Source organism: Bradyrhizobium sp. SZCCHNR2028, from assembly GCF_032380995.1.
Taxonomy (GTDB): Bacteria; Pseudomonadota; Alphaproteobacteria; order Rhizobiales; family Xanthobacteraceae; genus Bradyrhizobium.
On record NZ_JAUHJF010000022.1, the window covers coordinates 1 to 26,174 of the forward strand.

Genomic DNA, 26,174 nt, shown 5'->3' on the forward strand with positions numbered 1-26,174 from the left:
GAGACAACACAGCAGTGATCGAATAGTGTCAGGGATCAGCCCGGTCCAAAATGTCAGGGATCAACCCGGTCGGTCAGGGCGCTGACTTCAGTGGCGTGAACGCCGGGCGAACAGCAAGCGGCGCTATCGCCGATATCAGGGCATGGGCTTTGACTCTCATGTCGAGCATGATTCGTGGACCCCCACCCCCGACCCCTCCCCGCAAGGGGGAGGGGAGCGCACCGCCGCTGGCGTCAAGGCGAGATTCCAACGCTCGCAGATCAATCAAGCCTGCTTCATCCGCACTCAGAACGACGTGCCGCCGCCGAATCTGAACTCCTGGACGGTGTCGTATTTGCCCTTGGATAGCGGCACCGCGTAGTCGAAGCGGAGCGGGCCGAAGGGCGAGGCCCAGATCAGGCCGACGCCGACGGAGGAGCGCACCACCTTGCTGTCATCGTACAGCAGGCCGCATTTGCAGGTCGCGGTGTTGACCTCGCCGGTCGCCGCCCAGGAGGTCGGGCCCTGATAGCCCCACAGCGAACCGGCATCGGCATAGACGGCGCCCTTCAAGCCCACTTCCTTCGGCAGGAACCAGAACGGCATCTGCAGCTCCGCCGAGGCGCCCCAATATTTGGTGCCCCCGAGCGCGTCGCCGGTCGCGCCGAGGCTCGCATAAGTGATGTCGCGCGCCCCGATTCCGTTCGAGGCGAAGCCGCGCACCAGGCTCGGTCCCATCTGGAAGTGGTCGAGCATCCGCAGATCCTTGTCGCCGATCTTGTTCAGCATGCCGCCCTGCAGATGGATGATGCCGACGATGTCGGCCACCAGCGGCGAGTAATACTTCGCATCGACCGCCGACTTGAGGTAGCTGACGTTGCCGCCGACGCCGGCGAAATCCTGCTTCCAGTCGATCAGCAGACCATCCGTCGGGTTCTTGTTGTTGTCGAGCGTGTTGTAGCTGAGCGTGTAGCCGAGCGCGGAGGTCAGCGCGGCGCCGTCGCTCAGCTCCTTGCGGACCGGCAGGCTCGACTCACCATCGCCGTAGCAGCCCCAGCCATAATAGCCCGAGCTGGTCGAATTGGTCGGATCGACGCCGCCGAGCACGCTCTTGATGTACGCCGGGGTCGGGTTGAAGGCGAGCAGGCTGTTGGCGGTATTGTTGTTGCAGTTCTTATAGTAGGACGGCAGCGATATCTCCTGGCGATAGAGCGAGTATCGCAGCTGGAGCGAGAGGTCTTCGCGCAACTGGAAGCCGAGCCGCGGGCTGAAGCCGATCGTCGTCACGCCATAGCTCGTATAGCTGTTCGCCAGCTGCTGCTTGTAGTAGACATCCAGGCCGAGCGCGATCCGGTTGTCGAGCAGATAGGGCTCGACGAAGGACAGCGAGATGCCTCTGCTGTATTGGCCGTAGCTCACGGACGCCTTGGCGTACAGACCGCGGCCGAGGAAGTTGCGCTCCGAAATCGAGACCTCACCCAGCGCGCCATCGGTGGTCGAATAGCCGCCGGAAACGGAGAGGTCGCCGGTCGACTTCTCCTCCAGATTGACCACGAGGATGACGCGGTCGCTCGACGACCCCGGCTCCGCCGTGATCTTCACCTCCTTGAAGAAGTCCAGATTCTTCAGCCGGCGCTCGGCGCGGTCGACCAGCGCGCGGTTGTAGGCGTCGCCCTCGGACAGATCGAACTCGCGCCGGATCACGTAGTCGCGGGTGCGGGTGTTGCCGCGGATGGTGATGCGCTCGATATAGGTGCGCGGACCCTCGTCGACCTGGAACACGATCGCCACCGTGTGGGCTTCCAGATTGCGGTCGCCGCGCGGACGCACGACGGCGAAGGCAAAGCCGCGACGCGAGGCCTCGATCTGCATCTCCTCGACCGACTTCTCGAGCTGCTCGACGTTGTAGAGCGCGCCGACATTGACGCGCGAATAGCCGCGCAGCGTGTTGGCGTCGAGCGCCGCGACGCTCGACTGGAACTGCACCGAGCTGACGCGGTATTGCTGGCCCTCCTCGATCTGGAACGTGACCAGGAAGCCCTTCTGGTCCGGGTCATATTCGCTGAGCGCCGCGACGACCTGAACGTCGGCATAGCCGTTCTTCAGATAGAAGCGGCGGATGAGGTCGCGGTCGGCCTCGACGCGATCGGGGTCGTAGACGTCGTTGTTGCCGAGGAAGCTGAGCCAGTTCGTTGCGTGCGTCTTGATGACGTCGCGCAGGCGCGCGGCGGAATAGGTGTTGTTGCCGACGAAGCTGATCGACTTCACGCCCGTCTTGACGCCCTCTTCGATGGTGAAGACGAGGTCGACGCGGTTGTTGGGCTGCTCGATGATCTCCGGCGTGACGCGCACGTCGTAGCGGCCGGAGCGGCGATAGATCTCGGCGATGCGCTGCGCGTCCGACTGCACCATCGGACGGGACAGCGTGCCACGCGGCTTCGACTGCACTTCCGCCGTGAGCTGTTCGTCCTTGACCTTCTTGTTGCCCTCGAAGGCGACGCGGCCGATCACGGGATTCTCGACCACGCGCACGATCAGCCGGCCGCCCTGCCGGTCGATCTTCACGTCGGCGAACAGGCCGGTCTGGACCAGGGCCTTGAGGCCGTCGTCGACCTGGCCGGCATCGAGCGTGCCGGTGGGACCCGGCTTGAAATAGGAGCGGATGGTGTCGGATTCGACGCGCCTGTTACCCTCGACGGTGATCGCGCTGGCGACGGCGGGTGCCGCCGCGGCCATGCGGGGCAGCGAGGAAACGGGCATGGCCAGCAGCATCAGGGCAAGCACGCCCGGCAGTCTCAGACGCATCATCGACGCTCTTTCGAAAGTCAGAGTCCTCGGCGCGCAGACGTTCGTCGGCACGCCACCGGAATCGCTGATGCCCGTCAAAGATGGTCGCGATGCGCCGATCTCGTTTCGTGAAATGTCTGATGATGCTGGATGTGACTGAGTGTTTCCGGTCAGACAAGATTCTCGGGCCAACCGAGCGGCAGAGGGCATGAGCAGCTAATAAGTGCGTCGCCCGCGCTGCGACCGGAAAGCCACGGCCGAGACGGACATCTCCGTTAAGCAATCGGCCCGGCCGCGCCGCATTCGGTGGCTTCCGAAATCAAATTCTACAAATCTTCGGAAGTTGGCAATACGAGGGAAAACCGAGGGTGCTAATTGATCGTCATCCGAACTAAGCCCCCAAGTAGTTCGGCCAAGGCCCGGTGCGCGTAGATTCCCATTGATATTCCGGCGCACCGGGCCGCCCGTTTTCCCTCGCGCGCGAGCCGATGGCCCGTAGGATGGGCAGAAGCGCGGCGGTGCCGCGGCTCCATCCGAGGTCGCGGCAGCGCCATGCCCACGGTCTGACCGCGAATGCGCTGCTCGGCGGTCGCCTTGCCCTCCTACGGTTCCCGCCGCCCCACCCGAATCACCATAATGTCCGCCGCTGTTGCGAAATTGCCTCTGGATCGGGCCGGAAAAACCGATCAAAACGGGCGGCAGCGCCGATGGTTAATCGCGTCTTAACCTCGCCCCACCTATGGTGACCACAAAGGCACCGGTTCATGGGCGATCGGCGGCTTCCACTGGTTTGGCGCGCGTTTTACGTATGGCAATGACCGCTTCATCCCCCGCGCCCGCTGGCGCCAGCCATTCGGAGAGCGAACGCTCGCCGTTTGCGCGGCTGAACGAGCTGCTCGCCCCCTACAAGCCGGGCAAGCCGATGATCACGCTCGCCGTTGGCGAGCCGCAGCATCCGGTGCCGGACTTCGTCGGGCCTGTATTGGCCCAGCACATCGCCGAGTTCGGCCGCTACCCGGCCGCCAAGGGCATCGAGCCGTTCCGCAAGGCGGCCGCCGGCTGGCTGGCGCGGCGATTCGCACTGCCGCGCGCGATCGATCCCGAGCACGAGGTTCTCGTCCTGAACGGCAGCCGCGAGGGCCTGTTCTTCGCCGCCCATGCCGCGCTCCGCCATGTCGGCCCGCGCCGCGGACGGCCCGCGATCCTGATGCCGAACCCGTTCTATCCGGTGTATGGCGTCGGCGCCCGCACCGCCGGCTGCGACTCCATCTATCTGCCGACCACGCGCGACAACGGCTTCCTGCCCGATCTCGATGCGATCGACGAGACGACGCTTTCGCGCACTGTCGCGTTCTATCTCGCCACGCCCGCCAATCCGCAGGGCTCGGTGGCCAGCCCGGACTACATGCGCAAGCTGGTCCGGCTCGCCGACCGCTGGGGCTTTCTGATCTTCAGCGACGAGTGCTATTCGGAGATCTACACGCGACAGGCGCCCGGCAGCATGCTCGAGCATGCCGGGCCCGACTACACCAACGTCGTCGCGTTCCAATCGCTGTCGAAGCGCTCCAACGTGCCGGGCATGCGCATCGGCTTCGCCGCCGGCGACGGCAAATTCCTCGCCGCCTTCCACGAGCTGCGCAACGTCGCGGCGCCGCAAGTGCCGGTGCCGCTGCAGCACGTCGCGGTGGCCGCCTATGGCGACGAGGCACATGTCGAGGACAACCGGCGGCTGTACCGCGCCAAGTTCGACCTCGCCGACCAGATCATCGGCAACCGTTATGGCTACAGGCGGCCCGATGGCGGCTTTTGCGTCTGGCTCGACGTCGCCGATCGCGGCGGCGACGAGGAGGTGACGCTGCGGCTGTATCGCGACGCCGGCGTGCGGGTTGTGCCCGGCAGCTACCTGGCGCGGCCGCAAGCCGACGGCTTCAATCCAGGCGTCGGCTATATCCGGCTGGCGCTGGTGGCCGATGCCGACTCCACCGGTGAGGCGTTGCACCGGCTGGTCGAGGTCCTGGGATAGTCGCGGGGCTGATGCAGATGCCGGCGATCGAACGAGTCATTCCCCTGGTCAACCACCTGCCGACGTCGCTGCGCGACGCGCTGGTGCGGCGGCTGCGCGAGCTCGCGGGCCTCGCGCTGATCGGCCTGTCCGGCATCGCCGCGGCGGCGCTGATGACCTGGTCGGTGCAGGACCCGAGCCTGAGCCACGCCACCTCGCGCGCGATCCGCAACATCGTCGGCTATCCCGGCGCGATCGGCGCCGATCTCCTGATGCAGATCTTCGGCCTCGGCGCCATCATGGTCATCCTGCCGATCGCGATCCGCGGCTGGCGCATGATGACGCATCGGCCGTTCGATCGCGAGGCGCTGCGCTTCGGCGCCTGGGTGCTCGGCGCCGTCATCGCCGCCGGACTTGCCAGCTGCTGGCCGCGCTCGCACGCCTGGCCGCTGCCGACCGGTCTCGGCGGCGTGGTCGGCGACGCCCTGGTGCGCGCACCGGCCGTAGTGTTCGGGCCGCCCGGTGTGATCTATCGGCTGGTGCTCGGCGCCCTTCTTCTGGTTGCGATGATCGGCTGCCTGCTGGTGGCCGGCGGCATGGGCGCGAAGGAAGCCGATCCGAGCCTGCTCGCGGATGAGGACGACGACACGCCGCTGGCCGACCCCGAGGACGACGACGACCGCAAGGCGATCCGGCTCGGCTGGGTGTTCCACGCCATCATGAGCGCCAAGGCGCAGGTCGTCTGGTTCCTGAGCACGGCCTACCGCGCACTGGTGTCATCAGGCCCGCAGCCGCGCGCCGCCGCCGCAAGCCGGCAGGAGCCGAGCCTGGGCCGCGGCCAGGGCAAGCCGACGCTCGCGCCCGAGATGGACGAGCACGGCGGCGACGAGGACGAGGCCGACGAAGGCGAGGACGAAGAAGAGGAGGAGGAGCCCGCTCCCCGCGCCCGCAAGAAGCCCGCGGCCAAGACGCCGGCGCGCAAGTCCAACGACAAATACGACCTGCCCTCGGTCTCGATGCTGGCGGCGCCGAAATCCTCCGACCGCCAGCCGCTGTCGAAGAGCGAGCTGGAGGCCAATTCGCGCGCGCTGGAAGGCGTGCTGCAGGACTTCGGCGTGCGCGGCGAGATCGTCAAGGCGCATCCCGGCCCGGTCGTCACGCTGTACGAGCTGGAGCCGGCGCCGGGCATCAAATCGTCGCGCGTCATCGGTCTCGCCGACGACATCGCCCGCTCGATGAGCGCGCTGTCGGCGCGCGTCGCCGTCGTGCCCGGCCGCAATGCCATCGGCATCGAGCTGCCCAACGCGCATCGCGAGAAGGTGTACCTGCGCGAGTTGCTCGTCGCCAAGGAGGCCACCGAGAGCGTCGCCAAGCTGCCGCTGTGCCTCGGCAAGAACATCGGCGGCGAATCCATCATCATCGATCTCGCCCGCACCCCGCACATGCTGATCGCCGGCACCACCGGTTCGGGCAAGTCGGTCGCCATCAACACCATGATCCTGAGCCTGGTCTACCGGCTGCGGCCGGACCAGTGCCGGCTGATCATGGTCGATCCGAAGATGCTCGAATTGTCGGTCTATGACGGCATTCCGCATCTCCTCACGCCGGTCGTGACCGATCCGAAGAAGGCCGTCGTCGCGTTGAAATGGGCCGTGCGCGAGATGGAGGAGCGCTACAAGAAGATGGCCAAGCTCGGCGTGCGCAACATCGACGGCTACAATGCCCGTCTCGGCGAAGCGCGCGCCAAGGGCGAGGAGCTGACCCGCACCGTCCATACCGGCTTCGACAAGGAGACCGGCAAGGCGATCTACGAGGAGGAGAAGCTCGACCTCGATCCCCTGCCCTACATCGTCATCATCGTCGACGAGATGGCCGACCTGATGATGGTCGCCGGCAAGGACATCGAGGGCACGGTGCAGCGCCTCGCCCAGATGGCGCGCGCCGCCGGCCTGCACGTCATCCTGGCGACGCAGCGCCCGTCGGTCGACGTCATCACCGGCACCATCAAGGCGAACTTCCCGACCCGCATCTCCTTCCAGGTCACCTCCAAGATCGACAGCCGCACCATTCTCGGCGAGATGGGCGCCGAGCAGCTGCTCGGCCAGGGCGACATGCTCTACATGGCCGGCGGCGGCCGCATCAGCCGCGTGCACGGCCCGTTCTGCTCCGACGAGGAGGTCGAGAAGGTCGTCAAGCACCTGAAGACACAGGGCTCGCCGGAATATCTCGAGGCGGTCACCGCTGAGGAGCCGAGCGAGGAGGATGGTGCCGTGTTCGATGCCACCGGCATGGGCGGCGGCGGTGGCGACGACCTGTTCTCCCAGGCGGTCGCCGTGGTCAAGCGCGACCGCAAGGCCTCGACCAGCTACATTCAACGCCGGCTGCAGATCGGCTATAACAAGGCCGCTTCGCTGATGGAGCGGATGGAACAGGAAGGCATCGTCGGCCAGGCCAACCACGCCGGCAAGCGCGAGATCCTGGTGCCCGAGGAGGAAGGCGGATTCTGACGGCCCCGATGGCCGCAGAAACGCCGTTTCGGTGCCCGATCTTCACGCGATTACGATCACGCTGCCCGCCCGATCCGGGATAGAACGCGTAAAACTCAGGACGTCGTTTTGAAAAGCTCCTTGTTGAACAGCACGTTTTCGTATCACGCAGCTTCGCGCGGGCGCCGGATCTGCGCCTGGCTGGTCGCCTGCGCCGTGACGACATGCTCTGTCGCCGGTGCGTCCGGTCACGCCGCCGCGCAGGGCACGCCGGCTCCGAAATCAGGCCCGAAGAGCGGCTCCCAGCTCAGCGCCTCCGACCAGCAGCGCTCGGGCCAGAGCCCCTCGACCACCCAGACCGCCCCGCCCAACCCGATCATTCCCGATCCCCGGCGCAACGTGCCGGCCAGCATCTTCACCTCGTTCGACGCCAACCAGAAGGCGCAGGCGGCCAAGGTCAGCGCCTATCTGTCGTCGCTGCAGACGCTGGTCGGGAACTTCGTCCAGGTCGGCCCGGACGGCAGCAAGACCAAGGGCGATTTCTACATCCAGAAGCCGGGCAAGGTCCGCTTCGAATACGAGCCGCCGACGCCGATCGACATCATCGCCGACGGCTCCTCGCTGGTCGTGCGCGACCGCAAGCTCGCGACCCAGGACGTCTATCCGCTGTCGCAGACGCCGCTGCGCTATCTGCTGTCGGACCGCATCGACCTGCTCAAGGACACCAACGTGATCGCGGTCGCGGCCGACGACCTCTACGTCACGATCACGATCGAGGAGAAGCAGGCGCTGATCGGCACCAGCCGGCTGATGCTGATGCTCGGCGTCAAGGACGGCCAGCTCAAGCAGTGGACCGTGACCGATCCGCAGGGCTACGACACCACGATTGCCGTCTACAATCTCGATACGACCAAGAAGCTCGATCCGGCGATGTTCAAGATCGACTTCACGGCCTATCCGAGCACGCCGCCGGGCTGACGCCGCCTCTCGCGCTCGCTCAGCGCGATTCGAGCCCGCGCACCTTCCATTGCGCTTCGGACAATGCAAGCTTCTCGAAGCGCTTGCGCGCCTCCTCGAGGTCATCGGCCGGAAGCGCGTCGCAGCCGGGCCGGCCGCGCAGGATCATCGACGTCGTCGCCCAGCTCAACCGCGCCGCCTTGCAGGCCAGCAGCAGATCCGTGAGACGGTCCTCCTCCAGCAGCGCTTCGATCGTCTCGATGGTGACGACGCAGAGCAGCGCCAGCGCTGCGATCACGGCAGGGAAATCGCCGGTGGCGCAGAAGCGGTTGACGGCGGAGTCGCCGAGCTTTCCGGTGCGGCTGAGGGCGGCAACCTCGGCCTTGACCTGCTGATAGTCCCAGATCGCGCGCATTGCCGCGCCGGGCGAGCGGGTCGGCGTCGCCTGCAGGGTGGCGCGGGTCGCCGGCGGTGCGGCCTTGATGAAGCGGGCGCGGGCGCCCTCGCTCGCCGCGGCGACGAAGGCCCGCGACAGCTTGGCCGGCAGATCGGTGCGCAGCGCGAGCTTCTCGGCGAGATCCTCGTCGCGCTCGGCGATCTTGAACAGGCTGCGATAGCCATCCTCGGACAGCCGGGCGGAGAGGTTCTGTGCCAGCGCCATGCGCACCGCCGGAAAGCCGCGCGCGATCAGCTGCGTCGTGAGATTGTCGCCGATGCCGCGTCGGCTGGCGAGCGCGACGAGATGCGCCGGGCTGCCGGTGCGGATGAACTCGGCGAGGTCGCGCTCGGTCAGCACCGCCGCCTTGGCCAGCATCGGTCCGGCGACGCGCAATTCGGGGTGAACGGCGAGCAGCCGCGCGGTGGCGTAAGGCGCGCGCTCGACGCCGGCGAGCGCCATGCTCAGCTCGGCCAGCAGCTCGGTCGCGACCTGCGGCATCAGCCGGGCGAACATCTGGTCGTAGAGATCGAGCTGCTCGGCGGGCGCCGGCCGCGGACCGGCCAGGAACAGGCTGGTGGTCCGGCGCAGCAAGTCGGTGGCGAGCTCGGACACCGTCCGCGCATCACCGGCGGGCGTCTTGGCGGTCGGAGCTGCCGCAGGCGCTGGAGGCATCGCACGTCCCTCGTTGGGCGCCTCTCGGCCGTGACAGAGGCGCGGGTCGATCATCAATTGAGGAAGAATGCGAAGGCCGGACTAAAGGGGCGTTAAGCCCGGCGGACGGAGCTGCAACCCGCGCGGCTGTCGTTAATGGTTTGCAGCGGGGCGCGGCAACGACAGTGTTCCCGTATTGTTCTTGCGAACAATCCCTGCTTCCGCTAGCTTGGTCGCTGGGAGGGGCATCATGGTCCAGCGCGTTTCCACCGTCGCCTTCGAGGGGATCGAGGCCCGCGCGGTCGACGTGCAGGTCCAAGTCGCGCCCGGTCTGCCGGCCTTCGCGATCGTCGGCCTGCCGGACAAGGCGGTGTCGGAAGCGCGCGAGCGGGTGCGCTCGGCGCTGATCGCCTCCGGCCTGGCGCTGCCGGCGCGGCGCATCACCGTGAACCTCGCGCCGGCCGACGTGCCCAAGGAAGGCAGCCATTACGATCTGCCGATCGCGCTGGGGCTGATGGCCGCGATCGGCGCCATTCCGCCGGATGCGCTCGGCGGCTTCACCGTGCTGGGCGAGCTCGGCCTCGACGGCTCGATCGCGCCAGTCGCCGGCGTGCTGCCGGCGGCCATCGGCGCCAATGCGCGCGAGGAAGGATTGATCTGCCCGGCCGCCTGCGGCGCCGAGGCGGCATGGGCGAGCCCGGACTTGCAGATCATCGCGGCGAGCTCGCTGATCCAGATCGCCAACCATTTCAAGGGCACGCAGGTGCTGTCGCGGCCGCAGCCGAAGATCCAGGAGGCACCCGCAAGCCTGCTCGACCTGCGCGACATCAAGGGCCAGGAGAGCGGCAAGCGCGCGCTCGAGATCGCCGCTGCCGGCGGGCATCATCTGCTGATGATCGGCTCGCCCGGCGCCGGCAAGTCGATGCTGGCGGCGCGGCTGCCCTCGATCCTGCCGCCGCTGTCGCCGGCGGAGCTGCTGGAAGTCTCGATGATCGCCTCGGTCGCCGGCGAGATCGAGGGCGGCGCGCTGACGTCGCGCCGGCCGTTCCGCAGCCCGCATCATTCCGCCAGCATGGCGGCGCTGACCGGCGGCGGCCTGCGCGCCCGCCCCGGCGAGATCTCGCTGGCGCATCAGGGCGTGCTGTTCCTCGACGAGCTGCCGGAGTTCGATCCGCGCGTGCTGGATTCGCTGCGCCAGCCGCTGGAGAATGGCGAGGTCTCGATCTCGCGCGCCAACCACCGCGTCACCTACCCTGCCCGCTTCATGCTGGTCGCCGCGATGAATCCGTGCCGCTGCGGCAACGCCTTCGAGCCCGGCTACGCCTGCAAGCGCGGCCGCATCGACCGCTGCACCGCCGACTATCAGATGCGCATCTCCGGCCCGTTGATGGACCGCATCGACCTGCGCATCGAGGTGCCCGCGGTCACCGCCGCCGACCTGATCCTGCCGCCGTCCAAGGAAGGCTCGACCGAGGTCGCGGCCCGCGTCGCGGCCGCGCGCGACCTGCAGCGCGCCCGCTATGCCAAAGCCGGCCTGCCGCACATCCGGACCAACGCCGAGGCGCCGGCCGCCGTGCTCGACGAGATCGCCAGGCTCGATGCGCCCAGCCAGAAGCTGCTGCGCGAGGCCGCCGAGACGATGCGGCTGTCCGCCCGCGGCTATCACCGCGTGCTGCGCGTGGCGCGGACGCTCGCCGATCTCGATCATGCCGAGACCATCGGCCGGCTGCATCTGGCCGAGGCGCTGTCGTATCGCGCGCTGGCCGAGGACAGTCGCCATGCGGCCGCGTAGATTTACCGCTGAGCTCAAGACGCGATCAAGCTTACCCTGTCGCATCGATAGTCAGAGGAAACTCAATGGCAACCGAAGCGCCACTACAGGATATCCCGAATTGTGAGCGATTGTGCCGGAGTCAACAACCAGCGTAGTTTTTGACCTTTCGTGGCGTCTGGAGGGAAGCGCAGATTCCTTCTAGAATCTTTGCGACCAAAGCTTCCGAGGCTGGGTCACGTGGTACGAACAGGCCAGCAGCCACCCCGGCGGCAAGTGCCGCTCCACTCTCGATTCGAGCCTTTCGATAGAAAATGTAAGAATCCTTTGTGATGAACGGATGGTCCCCAACTCCAAGCCGTGTAGTTCCGTCGCACAGATGATTCTGCCATTCAGTTACGGAGACAATAATGTGATTACCAGCCTCGCACGCGTCCGTGCAGACTATGAAAAGGTGCTTTCGGTTGGGATCGTTGTAAGTGCCGGATGGTAACAGTAACGTCTGGCACCTGCAGGCAACGTACGTCGCCATGGCTCATCCACGAAGTGACTGAAAAACCTTGTCCAGATATCTGTTTTCCTCAATCAGTGAGGCTTGTACGTCCGCGTCCTTGAATCCAAGAGCAGTTAGTATGCGCTCTACCGGAATCGGCTTCGAACTCCCGTTAGGGTCCTCCCATTCGGGAATGTTGTTACGGTCATGGGTATAGTTGACCAGCTGCCATTTACCCATCTGCCCGAACTCATTCCATACCGCATCTAAGCACTGGATATCTGCATCGCTCAGCTCATCAAGCTCGCCAATATCAATTTGCTTCTTGGCTCCGATAAGATGATTGGCGCGGTCTTCCAAGAGTTCGGACCAGCCACAGGCCTCCAGATCATATTCACCATTTGCGTGGCTATACGTGGTGGAGTTTACGGGCCCATGCGGCATCGAAACTCGCGGCTCATCCAGTATCGGGAATCCGAATGCTTTTAGGCTTTGTCTATCAGACAGATAGACCAGCTTGATCGCCTTCAAAATGTTGAGGGCGTTCTGGCCATTTCTTGCAATAAAGAATGCGATGACCTGTGAGGCCTTTCTTGCATTAAAGGTCATAGGAAGAGCCCCTCTGCAAGAGGAAAAGAACGAAACAAGAACATAGTCTCTATGTAAACTATAGTTTTTCAGTGTCAACGGATATAGGCCGATTCTCCGTCAATAGTATTTTTGTCAATTTCTCGTTACTGTTGCGATTTTGCTACGGCGGCAGTGGCATCCGAGCGTACCGTTTCGTCTACTCGTTCAGGGGCCTCCGGACGCCCCCTCAACACTCTGGTAACGACTTCTCTTTACGCTCCGACAACCATAGGGTCCGCGTTCCGTCATCAGGCCTTCCGCGTCGGTGCGTATCATGTTGCGTTTCAAGGTCCTCGTTTCGGCCGTGCCGCTGATCGCGGCGGCGGTCATCGCCAGACTCGAACTGGCGCCCTCCCCGCAGCCCTGCATTGCCGTCGGTGCCGACGGCGTCTCGCTCGGCTCCGCGCCCTTTCACGCCGATCTCCATGTCGACTTCACCGACGATCCCGCGCGCGCAACCACGCCTCATCACCGACCGATCCGGTTCTGTGAGCCGGGCTAACGCCCGGTTCACCATCTCTGCACGGCAGAATCGCGCGTGCACGACCTTTCAAAGTCTCAGCAATACCGACGCCGCATGGTGCGGGCCGGCCATGACATTGGGATCGAAATCGTCGGGGGTGATCGAGATGGGACCGATTTTTCACGTCAGGCTGCGCCTGCGCCGGTTCATGCGCCGTCACCGCACCATCTTCGCGATCCTGCGCTCGCTGATGATCTTCTCCGCCGGCTTCGGCGGCGCGTACGGCTTCATCAAGGCCAGCATTTCCGACAACTCCGGCTATAACCCGCACACGTTCGCGATCGGCGCCAGCTTCCTGTTCGCGCTCGCCTGCGTCGGCCTGGCCACGCTCAGCATGCGGCTGCGCTTCGTCGCCAGGAAGATGCACAAGATTGCGCTCCACAACGAGGTGCTGGCGGACCGGAACTGGGAGCTGCAGGAAGCCGAGCAGCGCGCCCGCAATCTGTTCGAGCAGCAGGGCGACCTCATCGTCATGCGCGCGCGCGACGGCAGCATCATCTTCGTCAACGACGCCTATTGCCGGATGGCGGGCCTCGACCGCGACAACCTGCTCGGCAGCGCGTTCACCTTCGAGCTGATCGAGCAGGGCGACAGCGCGCTGGAGCCGAACGGCACGCGCGTCCACGACCAGCGCATCGAGAGCGCGATCGGGCCGCGCTGGATCGCGTGGCGCGAGGCACTGGTGCGTTCCGACGCCGGCCAGCCCGCCGTACTGCAATGTGTCGGCCGCGACGTCACCGACCGCACCGAGACCGAGCGCGCGCTGGCGGAGGCGCGCGACCAGGCCAATGCCGCGAACCGTGCCAAGTCGCGTTTCCTGGCAATGGCGAGCCACGAGATCCGCACGCCGCTGAACGGCATCCTCGGCATGAGCGGGCTGCTGCTCGAGACGCAGCTGACGCCGGAGCAGACCACCTACGCCAAGGCGGTTCGCACCTCGGGTGAAGCCTTGATGTCGCTGATCGACGAGCTGCTCGACTATTCCAAGATCGAGGCCGGCAAGCTCGCGCTGGAGGCGCAGCCATTCTCGCTGGCGACGCTGATCGAGGAGATCACCGAGCTGCTGGCGCCGCGGGCGCAGGCCAAGCAATTGGAGATCGCGGCCTATCTCGACGAGCGGCTGCCGACCTGGGTGACCGGCGACGCCGCGCGGCTGCGCCAGGTGCTGCTCAACCTCGCCGGCAACGCCATCAAGTTCACGGCTTCGGGCGGCGTCGCGCTGATCGCCGAGCCTGGGATCTGGCCGAACGAGATCAGCTTCCAGGTGCGTGACACCGGCATCGGCATTGCCGCCGACGCCCAGGAGCGCATCTTCCGCGAATTCGAGCAGGCCGACGACAGCGTGGCGCGCAGCTTCGGCGGCACCGGGCTTGGCCTGGCGATCTCCGACCGGATCGTCAAACGCATGGGCGGCCGCATCGCGCTGCAGAGCCAGCTCGGCGCCGGCTCGACCTTCGAGGTGTCGGTGCCGCTGCCGCCGGCGCTGGAGCGCGGCGAGCAGAACAGCTTCCGCGGCCCCGACCTCGCGGGACAGTCGGTCATGCTGGTCGCGCCGGCCGGGCTGCAGGCCGAGCTGATCGAACGGCGCCTGCAGAACTGGGGCGCGCAGACCTGCCTGGTCGCCGAGGCCGAGGTGGCGGAAGCCCTGCTGCCCGAACGCGCCTGGCACGCCGTGCTGGTCGACGACGCCATCGGCAGCGACGCGTCGCTCCGTCTGGGCGGGGCCGCGCAACATCACACGACACGGCTGATCGTGCTGGTCACGCCGGCGAGCCGCCACGAGCTGACCCCAGCGGCGCCGTTCAACGGCTATCTGGTCAAGCCGCTGCGGGCCGCCTCGCTCGCCGCGCGCGTGAGCTTCGACACCGATGGAACGGTCCCGGCACTCGCTGACGATCCAATCCCGACGATCGCGCCGCCGATTGCGGTTCAGGCCGGCGGGAGCCTGTCCATCCTCGTCGCCGAGGACAACGACATCAATGCGCTGCTGATGCGCTCGCTGCTGACCAAGCTCGGCCACCACGCCGACATCGCCGTGCATGGCGAAGCCGCGCTGGACTCCTGGCTCGCGGCGCGCTCGGCCGGCGCGCCCTATGATCTGATCCTGATGGATGTGCAGATGCCGAAGCTCGACGGCATTGCCGCCGCCAAGCGCATCCGCGCCATCGAGGCCAGCGAGCCGGGCCGGCGCACGCCGATCCTGGCGCTCACGGCCAATGCCCTGGTCGAGGACCGCTACGCCTGCTTCGAGGCCGGCATGGATGGCTTCCTGGTCAAGCCGATCGATCGCGACAAGCTGGACGAGGCGCTGGCGAATCTGGCAGCGGCGCGACAGGTGGCGGCGTAAGTAATTAGTTGGAGCGGATCAGTTCAGCGCTGCGCTCGCGGGCCACGTTCACAACCGCCTGAGCGCCACCGTCTCGACCTCGTGGTCCGCGCCCTTCTTCAGGATCAGCGTCGCGCGCGGCCTCGTCGGCAGGATGTTGTCCTCGAGATTGGCCAGGTTGGTGCGCTCCCAGATGGCGATCGCAGTGGCGATGGCCTCCTCGTCCGACAGCAGCGCGTAGCGGTTAAAGTAGGACCGGGGATCATGGAACGCCGTGTCGCGCAGCGACAGGAAGCGCTTGACGTACCATTTGCGCAGGATCGCCTCGTCGGCATCGATATAAACCGAGAAGTCGAAGAAGTCGGAGACGACCGGCACGGCCTTGCCGTCGCGCGGCAGCGGCCCGGTCTGCAGCACGTTGACGCCTTCGACGATGAGGATGTCCGGCTGGTCGATCTCGACCCACTGATGGGGGACGATGTCGTAGGTGAGATGCGAGTAGACCGGCGCGCGCACCTGATGCCGGCCGGCCTTGATGTCGGAGAGGAAGCCCAGCAGCCGCGGCAGGTCGTAGCTTTCCGGAAAGCCCTTCTTCTGCATCAGGCCCTGCCGCTCCAGGACCGCGTTCGGATAGAGGAAACCGTCGGTGGTGATGAGATCGACCTTCGGCCGCGGCGACCAGCGCGCCAGCAGGGCCTGCAGCACGCGCGCGGTGGTGGACTTGCCGACCGACACCGAGCCGGCAACGCCGATGATGTAGGGCATCTTGCGGTCGCGGATGCCGAGGAACTGGCGCTGCGCGTAGTACAGCCGCTGCGCCGCGTCGACATACATCGACAGCAGTCGCGACAACGGCAGATAGATGTCCTCGACCTCCTTGAGATCGAGGCGATCGTGCATCGAACGCAGCTTGGAGAACTCGCCGGGCTCCAAGGTCATCGGCGTGTCGTTGCGCAGCTCGGCCCATTGTTCGCGGGTGAAGACGCGGTACGGATTATATTGTTGTTCGGTGGTGCGCATATCCATGACGCTGCCCTTCGTTTCCCCGGCCGACGCGCCCTACTCCGTCTTGCGCGACGCCTTTTCTTCCAGCCCCGACTGACCGGTGCGCTTGCCGAGCGCCGCCTCGACCTCCTCGAGCCGGACGTCGCGCGACTTCAACAACACCAACAGATGAAACAGCAGATCGGCGCTTTCGGAGATCAGATGCTCACGGTCGGTGCCAACAGCGGCGATGACCGTCTCGACCGCCTCCTCGCCCATCTTCTTGGCGCATTGCGCCGGGCCCTTGTCGAGCAGCTTGCGCGTATACGACGCCTCGCCGCCCGCCGCGGCGCGCGCGTCGATGATGGCAGCGAGATCGTGAAGCGTGAAACGGGACATCAGCCGGTACTCGGAACGCCTGCCCGAACCACGGCGGCCGGACCAGCGTTCATCTAACATTTTTGCGGCGCAATGTCGTCAGGGATCGAGCCGCATCGGCAGGCCCTGGCGCGCCATGTGCTCCTTGGCCTGCCGGATGGTAAATTCCCCGAAATGGAAGATCGAGGCGGCCAGAACCGCAGTCGCGCGGCCCTCGCGGATGCCGTCGACCAGATGGTCGAGATTGCCGACGCCGCCGGAGGCGATCACCGGCACCGGGACGCTGTCGGAGACCGCCCGGGTCAGCGGCAGGTCAAAGCCCTGGCGCGTGCCGTCGCGGTCCATCGACGTCAGCAGGATCTCGCCGGCACCGAGCGCGACCACCTCCTGGGCGTATTCCAGCGCGTCGATGCCGGTCGATTTGCGTCCGCCATGGGTGAAGATCTCCCAGCGGCTGCCGCCGCCCGGCCGCGACACGGACTTGGCGTCGATCGCGACCACGATGCACTGCTCGCCGAACTTCTCGGCCGCCTCCTTGACGAATTCGCGCCTGCTCACCGCGGCCGAATTGATCGAGACCTTGTCGGCGCCGGAGCGCAGCAGGGTCTTGATGTCGTCGATGGTGCGCACGCCGCCGCCAACCGTGACCGGCATGAAGCAGGCCTCCGCCGTGCGCCGGACGACGTCCAGCATGATGCCGCGGTTCTCATGGGTGGCGGTGATGTCGAGGAAGCAGAGCTCGTCGGCGCCGGCGGCGTCATAGGCGATCGCGGCCTCGACCGGATCGCCGGCGTCGCGCAGATTGACGAAGTTGACACCCTTGACGACCCGTCCGTCCTTGACGTCGAGGCAGGGAATGACACGGACCTTGAACATCCTGTTCTCTCCTACGCGCGCGCCGCGCGGATCAGCGCCAGCGCCTCTGCCGGGTCGAGCCGGCCGTCATAGAGCGCGCGGCCGGCGATGGCGCCTTCGAGCTTTTTCGCACGCGGTGTCAGCATCGCCCTGACGTCCTCGATCGAGGCAAGGCCGCCGGAGGCGATCACGGGAATCGAGATGGCATCGCCGAGCGCGATCGTAGCGTCGAGGTTGAGGCCCTTGAGCAGGCCGTCGCGGGCGATGTCGGTGAAGATGATCGCGGCGACGCCGGCGTCCTCGAAGCGTTTGGCGATGTCGAGCGCGGTGACCTCGGACGTCTCCGCCCAGCCTTCGACCGCGACCTTGCCGTCGCGGGCATCGAGGCCGACGGCGACGCGGCCGGGAAAGGCCTTCGCAGCGGCCTTCACCAGCTCGGGATCGCGCACCGCTGCGGTGCCGATGATGACGCGGGTGACGCCTTTGCCGAGCCAGGCCTCGACCGTCTTGAGATCGCGAATGCCGCCGCCGAGCTGCACCGGCATCTTGACGACCTCCAGCATTGCCTCGACGGCTTGCGCGTTCATCGGCTTGCCGGCGAAGGCACCGTCGAGGTCGACGACGTGGAGATATTCAAAGCCCTGGTCGGCGAAGCTCTTGGCCTGCGCGGCGGGATCGAGGTTGAACACGGTGGCGCGCGCCATGTCGCCCTGCTCCAGGCGCACGCACTGGCCGTTCTTCAGATCGATGGCGGGAAACAGGATCATATCAGTTGTCTTTCACGAGCGCGCCCTGTCCGCCTCTTGCGGCGAACAGGACGGAAGCGCTCACGGCTTCCATTTCAGGAAGTTGGAAATGAGGGCGAGACCGAAACGCTGGCTCTTCTCGGGATGGAATTGGGTGCCGATCGCGGTGTCCTTGCCGACGATCGCCGTGATCGGACCGCCGTAATCGGCGCGCGCCAGCACATCGTTCTCGTTGACCGCATTCAAGTGATAGGAGTGCACGAAATAGGCGTGCAAGCCCTTCGGCCCGAGCGGCAGCCGCTCCAGGACCGGATGCTCCTGCACCAGGTCGAGCGTGTTCCAGCCCATGTGCGGGATCTTCAGGCTCTCGTCACGAGGGGCGATCTTCTCGACGTCGCCGGCGATCCAGTCGAAGCCGTCGGTGGCGACATGCTCCTTGCCGCGCGTTGCCATCAATTGCATGCCGACGCAGATGCCGAAGAACGGCCGCGCCTTGTGGCGGACGGCTTCGGTCATCGCCTCCAGCATGCCGTTGACGGAGTCGAGGCCGCGGCGGCAGTCGGCGAAGGCGCCGACGCCGGGCAGCACGATGCGGTCGGCGCGATACACGGTGTCGGGATCACGCGTGACGACGACCTTCTGCGGATCCGCCATGCCGCGCGCGGCGCGCTCGAACGCCTTGGCGGCGGAATGCAGATTGCCGGAGCCGTAATCGATGATTGCAACACTCATCGTCCACCTCCGGGTTCGGGAAACAAGCCAATGATGCTGGCGTGCGGCAGCGGCGGCGGGTGCAGGCCATTGCCGTTGTCGCGCGTCGGCGGCGCCGCGCCGCGATCGACGGTATGATTGTCGTAGCCGAGCGTGCTGCGCCGGGCGGCCCAGCGCTCGAAGAAGCGGCGCTCGGCGGCATCGAGATCGTCGGCGACGACGACGTCGATCTGGCGCCAATTGCCGCGCGAGTAGCTCCAGCGCTTCAGGCTCGAGGCTTCAAGCCCGAGCAGGATCGCGAACAACAAATCGACGCCGGCAATCGCACCGCCGTTGACGCCGACGCGCACCAGGATCACGTCGAGCGCGATCATCAGCACGGCCCAGACGAGCATCGCAAGCCAGAGGCGATGCCAGGCCAGCCAGACGGCGCCGAGCACCGCGGCCCAGAAATGGAAGCCGTCGCGGATGAAGACGAAGCGATCGGTCGAACGCAGATCGACCCCGGCGGCCAGGGGAGCGTGAACCGTATAGACAGGCATGTCGATGATCCCTTGAGGGAAGCGGTCAGCCGCCGAGCTGACCCTTGGTGGATGGCACTTCGCCCTGATTGCGCGGATCGATCGAAAGCGCTGTCCGCAGCGCCCGCGCCAGACCCTTGAAGCAGGATTCGGCGATATGATGGGCGTTCTCGCCGTACAGCGTCTCGACATGCAAGGTGATGCCGGCGTTCATGGCAAACGCATTGAACCACTCGCGCACCAGCTCGGTGTCGAACTCGCCGATCTTGTCGCGCCCGAAGGTCGTGCGGAACACCAGCATCGGCCGGCCCGACACGTCGATCACGACGCGCGTCAAGGTCTCGTCCATCGGCATGTGGATCGAGGCGTAGCGGGTGATGCCGGCCATGTCGCCGAGCGCCTGCCGCACCGCTTGGCCGAGCGCGATGCCGACATCCTCGGTGGTGTGGTGAAAGTCGATATGCAGGTCGCCGACCGCCTTGACCGTCATGTCGATGCGGGAATGCCGGGCAAGCAGATCCAGCATGTGATCGAAGAAGCCGATACCGGTCGCGATGTTCACGACGCCGGTCCCGTCGAGGTTCACGGACACCTCGATGTCGGTCTCTTTGGTCTTGCGCTTGATGGTCGCGCTACGCATCGGGTCAGCTTTCCCTTGAAAACGCGGCCCTTTTATCAGGCGGATGTCGGCTTAGCTACTGCGGGATAGCGCCCCGTACGCCTGATCTCGGGCCATGGTGAGCGGATTTCAAGACCGGGTCGGGCAGGGCAGGGACCCGGTAATTGTATCCCGACGCCTGAGCGCCTAAATCAGGGCATCAACCAGGGATCCCCCATGCACGCATCCTCGAACGAGCCCACCGTCTGGCACGGCACCACGATTCTGACCGTCCGCAAGGGGGGCAGGGTGGTGATCGGTGGCGACGGCCAGGTCTCGATCGGCCAGACCGTGATCAAGTCCAATGCCAGGAAGGTGCGCAAGCTCGGCAAGGGCGACGTTATCGGCGGCTTCGCCGGGGCCACCGCCGACGCCTTCACCCTGTTCGAGCGGCTGGAGAGCAAGCTGGAGCAGTATCCGGGGCAGCTGACCCGGGCGGCGGTCGAACTCGCCAAGGACTGGCGCACCGACCGCTATCTGCGGCGGCTCGAAGCCATGATGATCGTGGCCGACAAGGAGGTCTCGCTGGTGCTGACCGGGACGGGCGACGTCCTGGAACCGGAGTCCGGCGTGATGGCGATCGGCTCCGGCGGCAACTATGCGCTTGCGGCGGCGCGTGCGCTGATCGACACCGACAAGGACGCCGAGAGCATCGTCCGCCGCTCGCTCGACATCGCCGCCGACATCTGCGTCTACACCAACCGCAACATCACCATCGAAGCATTGTCGGCCGAGTAGACCATGACCGCGGACGAGATCGGCGCCCCGTCCCGGCAGTCGTCCGGACCCTGGCTCATCCCGGTGCTCTGTCTGCTTTCGCTGCAGGCCGCACTGTTGTTCGCGATGGGCCGGCTGCCGATCTGCGCCTGCGGCACCGTCAAGCTGTGGCATGGCGTGGTGCAGAGCTCGGAGAACTCCCAGCATCTCACCGACTGGTACACGTTCTCCCACATCATTCACGGCTTCTTGTTCTATGCGCTGACCATGCTGGTGGCGCCGCGGCTGCCCTGGCAGGGGCGGCTGATCCTGGCGATGCTGATCGAGGGCACCTGGGAGCTGGTCGAGAACTCCAGCTTCATCATCGAGCGCTATCGTGCCGCCACGATCTCGCTGGACTATTTCGGCGACAGCATCGTGAACTCCGTCGGCGATACGCTGGCGATGATGACCGGCTTCCTGCTGGCGCGGGTGCTGCCGTTCTGGCTGACCGTCGTGATTGCAGTCGCGCTCGAGATCGGGGTGGGCCTGCACATCCGTGACAACCTGACCCTGAACATCTTGATGCTGATCTATCCAACCGAGGCGATCCGGCAGTGGCAGGCCGGACCGCCGTTCCTGTGACGGCGGAAATCCGGCTTGCCCTCATCCCCGTCCGACCCTAGCTAGAGCCTCATGACAGACTTTTCACCCCGCGAAATCGTCTCCGAACTCGACCGCTACATCGTCGGCCAGGCCGACGCCAAGCGGGCGGTGTCCATTGCGTTGCGCAACCGCTGGCGCCGGTTGCAGCTCGATGCAGGCCTGCGCGAGGAGGTGCTGCCGAAGAACATCCTGATGATCGGGCCGACCGGCGTCGGCAAGACCGAGATCGCGCGGCGGCTGGCCAAGCTCGCGGGCGCGCCGTTCCTGAAGGTCGAGGCGACCAAGTTCACCGAGGTCGGCTATGTCGGCCGCGACGTCGAGCAGATCATCCGCGATCTCGTCGAGGTCGCGATCGTCCAGGTGCGCGAGCGCAAGCGCAAGGACGTCGCCGCCCGGGCCCAGCTTGCCGCCGAGGAGCGCGTGCTCGATGCGCTGGTCGGCGCCAGCTCCAGCGCCGCCACCCGCGACTCGTTCCGCCGCAAGCTGCGCGCCGGCGAGCTGAACGACAAGGAGATCGAGATCGAGACGCAGTCGTCCGGCGGCGGCCTTCCGATGTTCGAGATCCCGGGCATGCCGGGGGCGCAGATGGGCGCGATCTCCATCGGCGACATCTTCGGCAAACTCGGCGGCCGCACCAAGACGCGGCGCGTCACGGTCGAAGCCTCGCACGACATCCTGATCGCGGAAGAGTCCGACAAGCTGCTCGACAGCGACCAGCTGGTGCAGGAGGCGATCAGCGTGGTCGAGAACAACGGCATCGTGTTCCTCGACGAGATCGACAAGATCTGTGTGCGCGAGAACCGCGCAGGCGGCGACGTCTCCCGCGAGGGCGTGCAGCGCGACCTGCTGCCGCTGATCGAGGGCACGACGGTCTCGACCAAGCATGGCGCTGTGAAGACCGATCACATCCTGTTCATCGCGTCGGGCGCGTTCCACATCGCCAAGCCATCGGACCTCTTGCCGGAGTTGCAGGGCCGGCTGCCGATCCGCGTCGAGCTGCAGGCGCTGACGCGCGACGACATGCGCCGCATCCTGACCGAGCCGGAGGCGTCGCTGATCAAGCAATATGTCGCGCTGATGAAGACCGAGGGCGTGACGCTCGACATCACCGACGATGCGATCGACGCGCTCGCCGACATCGCGGTCGCGGTCAACTCCACGGTCGAGAACATCGGCGCGCGTCGGCTGCAGACCGTAATGGAGCGCGTCCTCGACGACATCTCCTTCACGGCCTCCGACCGCAGCGGCGAGACCATGCGGGTCGACGCCGCCTTCGTGCAGCAGCACATTGGCGATCTCGCCAAGAACACTGATCTCAGCCGGTTCATTTTGTAGCGGCCGCGCTTTGTCGCGACAGCCTTCGCGCCGGCGTAACGTCGCACTCCGCTGTCGTCCCCGCGAACGCGGGGACCCATAACCACCAAAGCTGATCGTGACTCAAGATGACGGCTCCAGCCTTGCCTCACCGCGGACAGCGGTGGTTATGGGTCCCGGCTCAAGGCCGGGACGACAATGCTGGATGTGACACGGACCTCCTGAACATCGCGGACGCCTCATGACCGGCGCCTACAACAAACACTGGCAGGCGATGCTCGCCGTCAACGCCGCCGTGATGCTCGGCGTCTTCCTGCACAAGCTCACGCTGCCGCCCTACATCCCCTACATCCACCTGCTGGTCGACTATCACCACGGCTTCATCAAGCGCGCGCTGGTCGGTGCCATCGTCGGACTGTTCACGGCGAAGGTGCCGGTGTGGCTGGTGTTCGCAATCGGCGGCAGCGTCTGGCTGATCACGCTCGCTCTGTACCTGCAGCTGTTCCGACGCACCTTTGGTTTTGATCGCGCGCAGCTGCCGCTGTTCGTCTTCACGGCTGGGTCGCCGTTCGTCTTCAAGAACTTCCTGTTCACGCTCGGTCATTTCGACATCTATGGCTGTCTCGGCGTCATCATCCTGTTGCTGGTCCCGGCGAGCTCACTCGGCTACGTCCTGCTCGCCACGCTCATCTCGGCGGTGCTGGTGCTGATCCATCACATCCATCTGCTGATGTATGTGCCCACCATCGTCGCCATCGTCGTGCTGCGCTACTATCTGGCCCGCCCCATCGCCCGGCTCGACCTTGCCGTGGGCGCAAGCGCGCTGCTCGGCCTCGGCATCCTGTTCCTGGCCGCGCAATTCCTCGGAACCATGCCGCTGCCCGAAGCCGATTTCGTAAGTTATTTGCAGACACGAATGGCCGATCCATCGCGCACCGAGCTGCTTCAGTTCGCCTATGTCTGGTACCAGCCGCTGTCCAAGGAAGTGCAGGACACCTGGGCGCGCATGCCGTCCAATCTGCTCGGCGTGCCCGTATATGCGCTGCTGCTCTGGCTGCATGCACCGCTATGGAGCTACTACAGCGATCTTGTCGGCGCATTGGAAGAGCGGCGTCATCGCCAGATCGTCATCGCCGCGCTGATCTTCATCAGCCTCGCCTACGTCGTGATGTTCGCGATGGTGTTCGACTATTCGCGCTGGATCTCGAGCTGGGTCGTTTGCATGGTGATGATGCTGCACGCGGTGAAGACGCTTCCCGCGACCAAGCCGATTGCACCGATTGATCCCGACGATCGCAGGACCACGATCCTGGGCTGGATCGTCACCGCCGTACCGCGCGTCGGCATCATCCGGCCGTTCTGAGCCTCAGCCTCTTGGGCGCCTGATACGGACGTAGAGCGCGCCGGCGCCGCCATGTCCGACATGGGCCTCCTCGAAGCCGACGATCAGCGAGCGGAATTCCGGCAGGCTCAGCCAATGTGGCACTTGGCGCCGGAGCACGCCGCGTTCAGGGTCCGCGCCGATGGTGCCCTTGCCGGTGATGACGAGCACGAAGGTCAGCCCATCATGCTGCGCGCGATGCAGGAAATGATGCAGCGCTTGGTGCGCCCGGCTCTGGGTCATGCCGTGCAGATCGAGCCGCGCATCGATCTCATTGCGGCCGCGCGACAGTTTCGAACGCTCCTTCCGGCCGAGCGAAACCAGCGGCGGAATCGCTGGCCGGACGGGTTTCGGCGCGGCAACCGGCGCGACCGGCCGCTGCGTCATCGCGGGTTTGTCCGGCTGCGGTTCGGACGTCGTCATCGGCGGATGCAGCCGCACCGGACGCTGTGTCTTGCGCAGCGGCTTGACCTGGCGCGCCACCGTCTCCCACAGCATGCGCTCGTCCTCAGAGAGGCCGCGCTTGCGACGGCCGCGGGGCGGCTCGGGATCATGCGACATGGAAACGGCTTATCATCGGCGGTTGCGGTGGCGTCTGCCATAACGCAATCGGCGGATATTGCGATCACTTTCGAGTCGCGGTCGGGCCTCGGGCAGGGGCACTGGCTGTGGGGCCACCACGTTCTGCGCCACCGTGGTCGCGGATTTTGCGACGGCGATCGCGGAGCTAGCCGCGACGGGAGCAGCGGCCTTTGAATCCTTGGCCGCGGAGGGCGCCGCCGCCGTCTTGGCCTGGTCCTGCTCCTTCGCTTGATCTTTGGCAGCCTCCTTCGCTGCCTGCTTCGGCAGCACTTGCGGAAACAGCTTGGCGATCTTCTCCGACGGACGCGCATCCGGCAGCGGCATCTTGCGGCCACGCGCGACCGGATCGAGGCTCTTCGGCACCAGCATCACGAACTGGATGCTGTGCTTGAGGCGGCCGGAGACCTTGCCAGCGTCCTGTCCCGCGCCGAAGTAGAGATCGGCGCGCGCAGGTCCGACGATCGCCGAGCCCGTATCCTGGGCGATCATCAGCCGGTGGAAAGCCGTCTTCGACTTCTCGGATTCGATCGGCAACTCGCCGGTGATGAAGAACGGCGTGCCATAGACGTGCAGCGACTTGTCGACCGCGATCGAGCGGCCCGGAGTCAGCGGGATGCCCTGGGCGCCGACGGCCTCGTCCTTCTCCGACAGTTGCACCTCGCGGAAGAAGATGTAGGAGCGGTTGGTCCGTCGCAGTTCGTTGGCACCTTCCGGGTTCTGCTCCATCCAGTCGCGGATGCGCTGCATCGACATCTGCTCGCGCGGAATGATGCCGCGCTCGATCAGGACACGGCCGACCGGCGTATAGGGATGACCATTATAGGCATCGTAGTTGATGCGGATGGTCGAGCCGTCGTCGAGACTGATGCGCGCGGAACCCTGGATCTGGGCAAACAGCAGGTCCGTCTGATTCCTGAGCCACGCGATCTCCAGGCCGCGGCCCTCGATGGCGCCGTCCTCGATCTCCGCGCGGTCGTAATAGGGGACCAGCTTGCGCCGTCCGATCTTCCGGTAGACGGGACCCTTGTTGGGCAGACTCGTCGCGTCCTGCTTGAAGCCGCGAACGAACAGATTGGAGGGGCGGCGATAGACCGGAACGTTGTAGACCTCGTTCTGGGTCCGCGAGCCGTCGATCACGGGTTCGTAGTAGCCGGTGACGAAGCCGTCGGCATCGCCGAGCTTGGAGATCTTCAGCGGCTCGAAGTGCCGTTCGAAGAACGCCCTTGCCGCGGCATTCTCGGCGAGATCGGCGGCCCGGGCGTCGCGGCAAGGATCACGCAGGGAATCGCCTAGCGCCTTGGCGTCCGGCGTGACATCCGTCTTGGCGGCGATCGGCTTGCAACTGGCGCGGAACGTCCGGTACGCCGCGAGCTGATCATCGTCGTTCCAGCCGGGCACGTCGTTCCAGGCCAATGGCAGGTACTGGCTGTTGTTGATTTCGAGCGGCCAGTCGAGCTGGGGGTAGGGCAGGTGGCGCACCGATGCCACCGGGGTCCGGTGGCGCGAGCGCACCGCCTCGGCCGCGTAAGGGGCGAGCGCCACGGCAACGACGCTCAAGGCGAGCGCCGATGTCCAGTACTTCACGCGATGAGCGGTGAAACCCCGCTTCCAAATTTCGCGAACCATGCTTGCACCATC

General features: G+C 65.9%; 23 protein-coding genes. 11 read left to right on the plus strand and 12 right to left on the minus strand.

Going from position 1 to position 26,174, the window contains the following annotated elements; genetic code table 11:
- Positions 1-285: 285 nt before the first annotated feature.
- Complete coding sequence (bamA, locus tag QX121_RS26540) at positions 286-2,787, minus strand: outer membrane protein assembly factor BamA (protein WP_315813438.1); 2,502 nt, start codon at positions 2,785-2,787, stop codon at positions 286-288.
- On the opposite strand from bamA, the gene QX121_RS26545 reads away from it, so the two are divergent.
- The 4 genes from QX121_RS26545 to QX121_RS26560 all read left to right on the plus strand — a co-directional run bounded on the left by QX121_RS26545 (position 2,738) and on the right by QX121_RS26560 (position 8,232).
- Complete coding sequence (locus QX121_RS26545; RefSeq protein WP_315716967.1) at positions 2,738-2,926, plus strand: hypothetical protein; 189 nt, start codon at positions 2,738-2,740, stop codon at positions 2,924-2,926. The two genes, bamA and QX121_RS26545, sit on opposite strands and share 50 nt — an antisense overlap.
- 648 nt (positions 2,927-3,574) lie before the next feature.
- Positions 3,575-4,789: an aminotransferase class I/II-fold pyridoxal phosphate-dependent enzyme gene (locus QX121_RS26550; RefSeq protein WP_315813439.1), complete on the plus strand. Its 1,215-nt coding sequence runs from the start codon at positions 3,575-3,577 to the stop codon at positions 4,787-4,789.
- A gap of 11 nt (positions 4,790-4,800) precedes the next feature.
- Positions 4,801-7,275, plus strand: a complete 2,475-nt coding sequence (locus tag QX121_RS26555) for a DNA translocase FtsK (RefSeq protein ID WP_315813440.1) — start codon at positions 4,801-4,803, stop codon at positions 7,273-7,275.
- 123 nt (positions 7,276-7,398) lie between these two features.
- Positions 7,399-8,232 (plus strand): outer membrane lipoprotein carrier protein LolA, encoded by an 834-nt coding sequence (locus QX121_RS26560; RefSeq protein ID WP_409999129.1) that lies wholly within the window; start codon positions 7,399-7,401, stop codon positions 8,230-8,232.
- Between the two features lie 19 nt (positions 8,233-8,251).
- Here QX121_RS26560 and QX121_RS26565 read toward each other — a convergent pair whose 3' ends face one another.
- Positions 8,252-9,322 carry a DUF2336 domain-containing protein gene (locus QX121_RS26565; protein ID WP_315813441.1) on the minus strand — a complete coding sequence of 357 codons (1,071 nt, stop codon included), beginning with the start codon at positions 9,320-9,322 and terminating at the stop codon, positions 8,252-8,254.
- A 229-nt stretch (positions 9,323-9,551) separates the two neighbouring features.
- On the opposite strand from QX121_RS26565, the gene QX121_RS26570 reads away from it, so the two are divergent.
- A complete protein-coding gene (locus QX121_RS26570; RefSeq protein WP_315813442.1) occupies positions 9,552-11,093 on the plus strand; it encodes a YifB family Mg chelatase-like AAA ATPase in 1,542 nt (513 codons plus the stop codon).
- A 514-nt stretch (positions 11,094-11,607) separates the two neighbouring features.
- On the opposite strand, the gene QX121_RS26575 is transcribed toward QX121_RS26570, so the two are convergent.
- Positions 11,608-12,174 (minus strand): Panacea domain-containing protein, encoded by a 567-nt coding sequence (locus QX121_RS26575; protein WP_315813443.1) that lies wholly within the window; start codon positions 12,172-12,174, stop codon positions 11,608-11,610.
- Positions 12,175-12,469: 295 nt separating this feature from the next.
- On the opposite strand from QX121_RS26575, the gene QX121_RS26580 reads away from it, so the two are divergent.
- The gene (locus tag QX121_RS26580; protein ID WP_315813444.1) at positions 12,470-12,697 is read left to right on the plus strand and encodes a hypothetical protein; all 228 of its coding nucleotides are present in this window, start codon (positions 12,470-12,472) and stop codon (positions 12,695-12,697) included.
- 127 nt (positions 12,698-12,824) lie between these two features.
- Complete coding sequence (locus QX121_RS26585) at positions 12,825-15,065, plus strand: PAS domain-containing hybrid sensor histidine kinase/response regulator (protein WP_315813445.1); 2,241 nt, start codon at positions 12,825-12,827, stop codon at positions 15,063-15,065.
- A 48-nt stretch (positions 15,066-15,113) separates the two neighbouring features.
- On the opposite strand, the gene coaA is transcribed toward QX121_RS26585, so the two are convergent.
- The 7 genes from coaA to hisB form a co-directional block, all read right to left on the minus strand.
- Positions 15,114-16,070, minus strand: a complete 957-nt coding sequence (gene coaA / locus QX121_RS26590; protein ID WP_315740433.1) for a type I pantothenate kinase — start codon at positions 16,068-16,070, stop codon at positions 15,114-15,116.
- Between the two features lie 33 nt (positions 16,071-16,103).
- Entirely contained in the window at positions 16,104-16,427 is a 324-nt protein-coding gene (locus tag QX121_RS26595; RefSeq protein ID WP_257167618.1) for a phosphoribosyl-ATP diphosphatase, read from the minus strand.
- A 78-nt stretch (positions 16,428-16,505) separates the two neighbouring features.
- Positions 16,506-17,282 (minus strand): imidazole glycerol phosphate synthase subunit HisF, encoded by a 777-nt coding sequence (hisF, locus tag QX121_RS26600; RefSeq protein ID WP_315813446.1) that lies wholly within the window; start codon positions 17,280-17,282, stop codon positions 16,506-16,508.
- 11 nt (positions 17,283-17,293) lie between these two features.
- Positions 17,294-18,028 (minus strand): 1-(5-phosphoribosyl)-5-[(5-phosphoribosylamino)methylideneamino]imidazole-4-carboxamide isomerase, encoded by a 735-nt coding sequence (gene hisA / locus QX121_RS26605; RefSeq protein WP_315813447.1) that lies wholly within the window; start codon positions 18,026-18,028, stop codon positions 17,294-17,296.
- Between the two features lie 60 nt (positions 18,029-18,088).
- Positions 18,089-18,739: an imidazole glycerol phosphate synthase subunit HisH gene (gene hisH / locus QX121_RS26610; RefSeq protein WP_315813448.1), complete on the minus strand. Its 651-nt coding sequence runs from the start codon at positions 18,737-18,739 to the stop codon at positions 18,089-18,091.
- Complete coding sequence (locus QX121_RS26615) at positions 18,736-19,260, minus strand: DUF2628 domain-containing protein (RefSeq protein WP_315813449.1); 525 nt, start codon at positions 19,258-19,260, stop codon at positions 18,736-18,738. Before QX121_RS26615 ends, hisH begins: the two co-directional genes overlap by 4 nt.
- Positions 19,261-19,285: 25 nt before the next feature.
- On the minus strand, positions 19,286-19,879 hold the full coding sequence (hisB, locus tag QX121_RS26620; RefSeq protein WP_315813450.1) for an imidazoleglycerol-phosphate dehydratase HisB: 594 nt from the start codon (positions 19,877-19,879) through the stop codon (positions 19,286-19,288).
- A 195-nt stretch (positions 19,880-20,074) separates the two neighbouring features.
- Here hisB and hslV point away from each other — a divergent pair, with 195 nt between their 5' ends.
- The 4 genes from hslV to QX121_RS26640 all read left to right on the plus strand — a co-directional run bounded on the left by hslV (position 20,075) and on the right by QX121_RS26640 (position 23,936).
- Positions 20,075-20,635 (plus strand): ATP-dependent protease subunit HslV, encoded by a 561-nt coding sequence (hslV, locus tag QX121_RS26625; RefSeq protein WP_315813451.1) that lies wholly within the window; start codon positions 20,075-20,077, stop codon positions 20,633-20,635.
- A gap of 3 nt (positions 20,636-20,638) precedes the next feature.
- The gene (locus QX121_RS26630) at positions 20,639-21,238 is read left to right on the plus strand and encodes a DUF2585 domain-containing protein (protein ID WP_315813452.1); all 600 of its coding nucleotides are present in this window, start codon (positions 20,639-20,641) and stop codon (positions 21,236-21,238) included.
- A 51-nt stretch (positions 21,239-21,289) separates the two neighbouring features.
- Positions 21,290-22,594 (plus strand): ATP-dependent protease ATPase subunit HslU, encoded by a 1,305-nt coding sequence (hslU, locus tag QX121_RS26635; protein WP_315740425.1) that lies wholly within the window; start codon positions 21,290-21,292, stop codon positions 22,592-22,594.
- A 220-nt stretch (positions 22,595-22,814) separates the two neighbouring features.
- Entirely contained in the window at positions 22,815-23,936 is a 1,122-nt protein-coding gene (locus QX121_RS26640) for a hypothetical protein (protein ID WP_315813453.1), read from the plus strand.
- Positions 23,937-23,939: 3 nt separating this feature from the next.
- On the opposite strand, the gene QX121_RS26645 is transcribed toward QX121_RS26640, so the two are convergent.
- Together QX121_RS26645 and QX121_RS26650 are read right to left on the minus strand one after the other, a co-directional pair.
- Positions 23,940-24,515: a Smr/MutS family protein gene (locus QX121_RS26645; RefSeq protein WP_315759078.1), complete on the minus strand. Its 576-nt coding sequence runs from the start codon at positions 24,513-24,515 to the stop codon at positions 23,940-23,942.
- 12 nt (positions 24,516-24,527) lie between these two features.
- The gene (locus QX121_RS26650) at positions 24,528-26,162 is read right to left on the minus strand and encodes a murein transglycosylase A (protein ID WP_315813454.1); all 1,635 of its coding nucleotides are present in this window, start codon (positions 26,160-26,162) and stop codon (positions 24,528-24,530) included.
- Between the last annotated feature and the right edge of the window lie 12 nt (positions 26,163-26,174).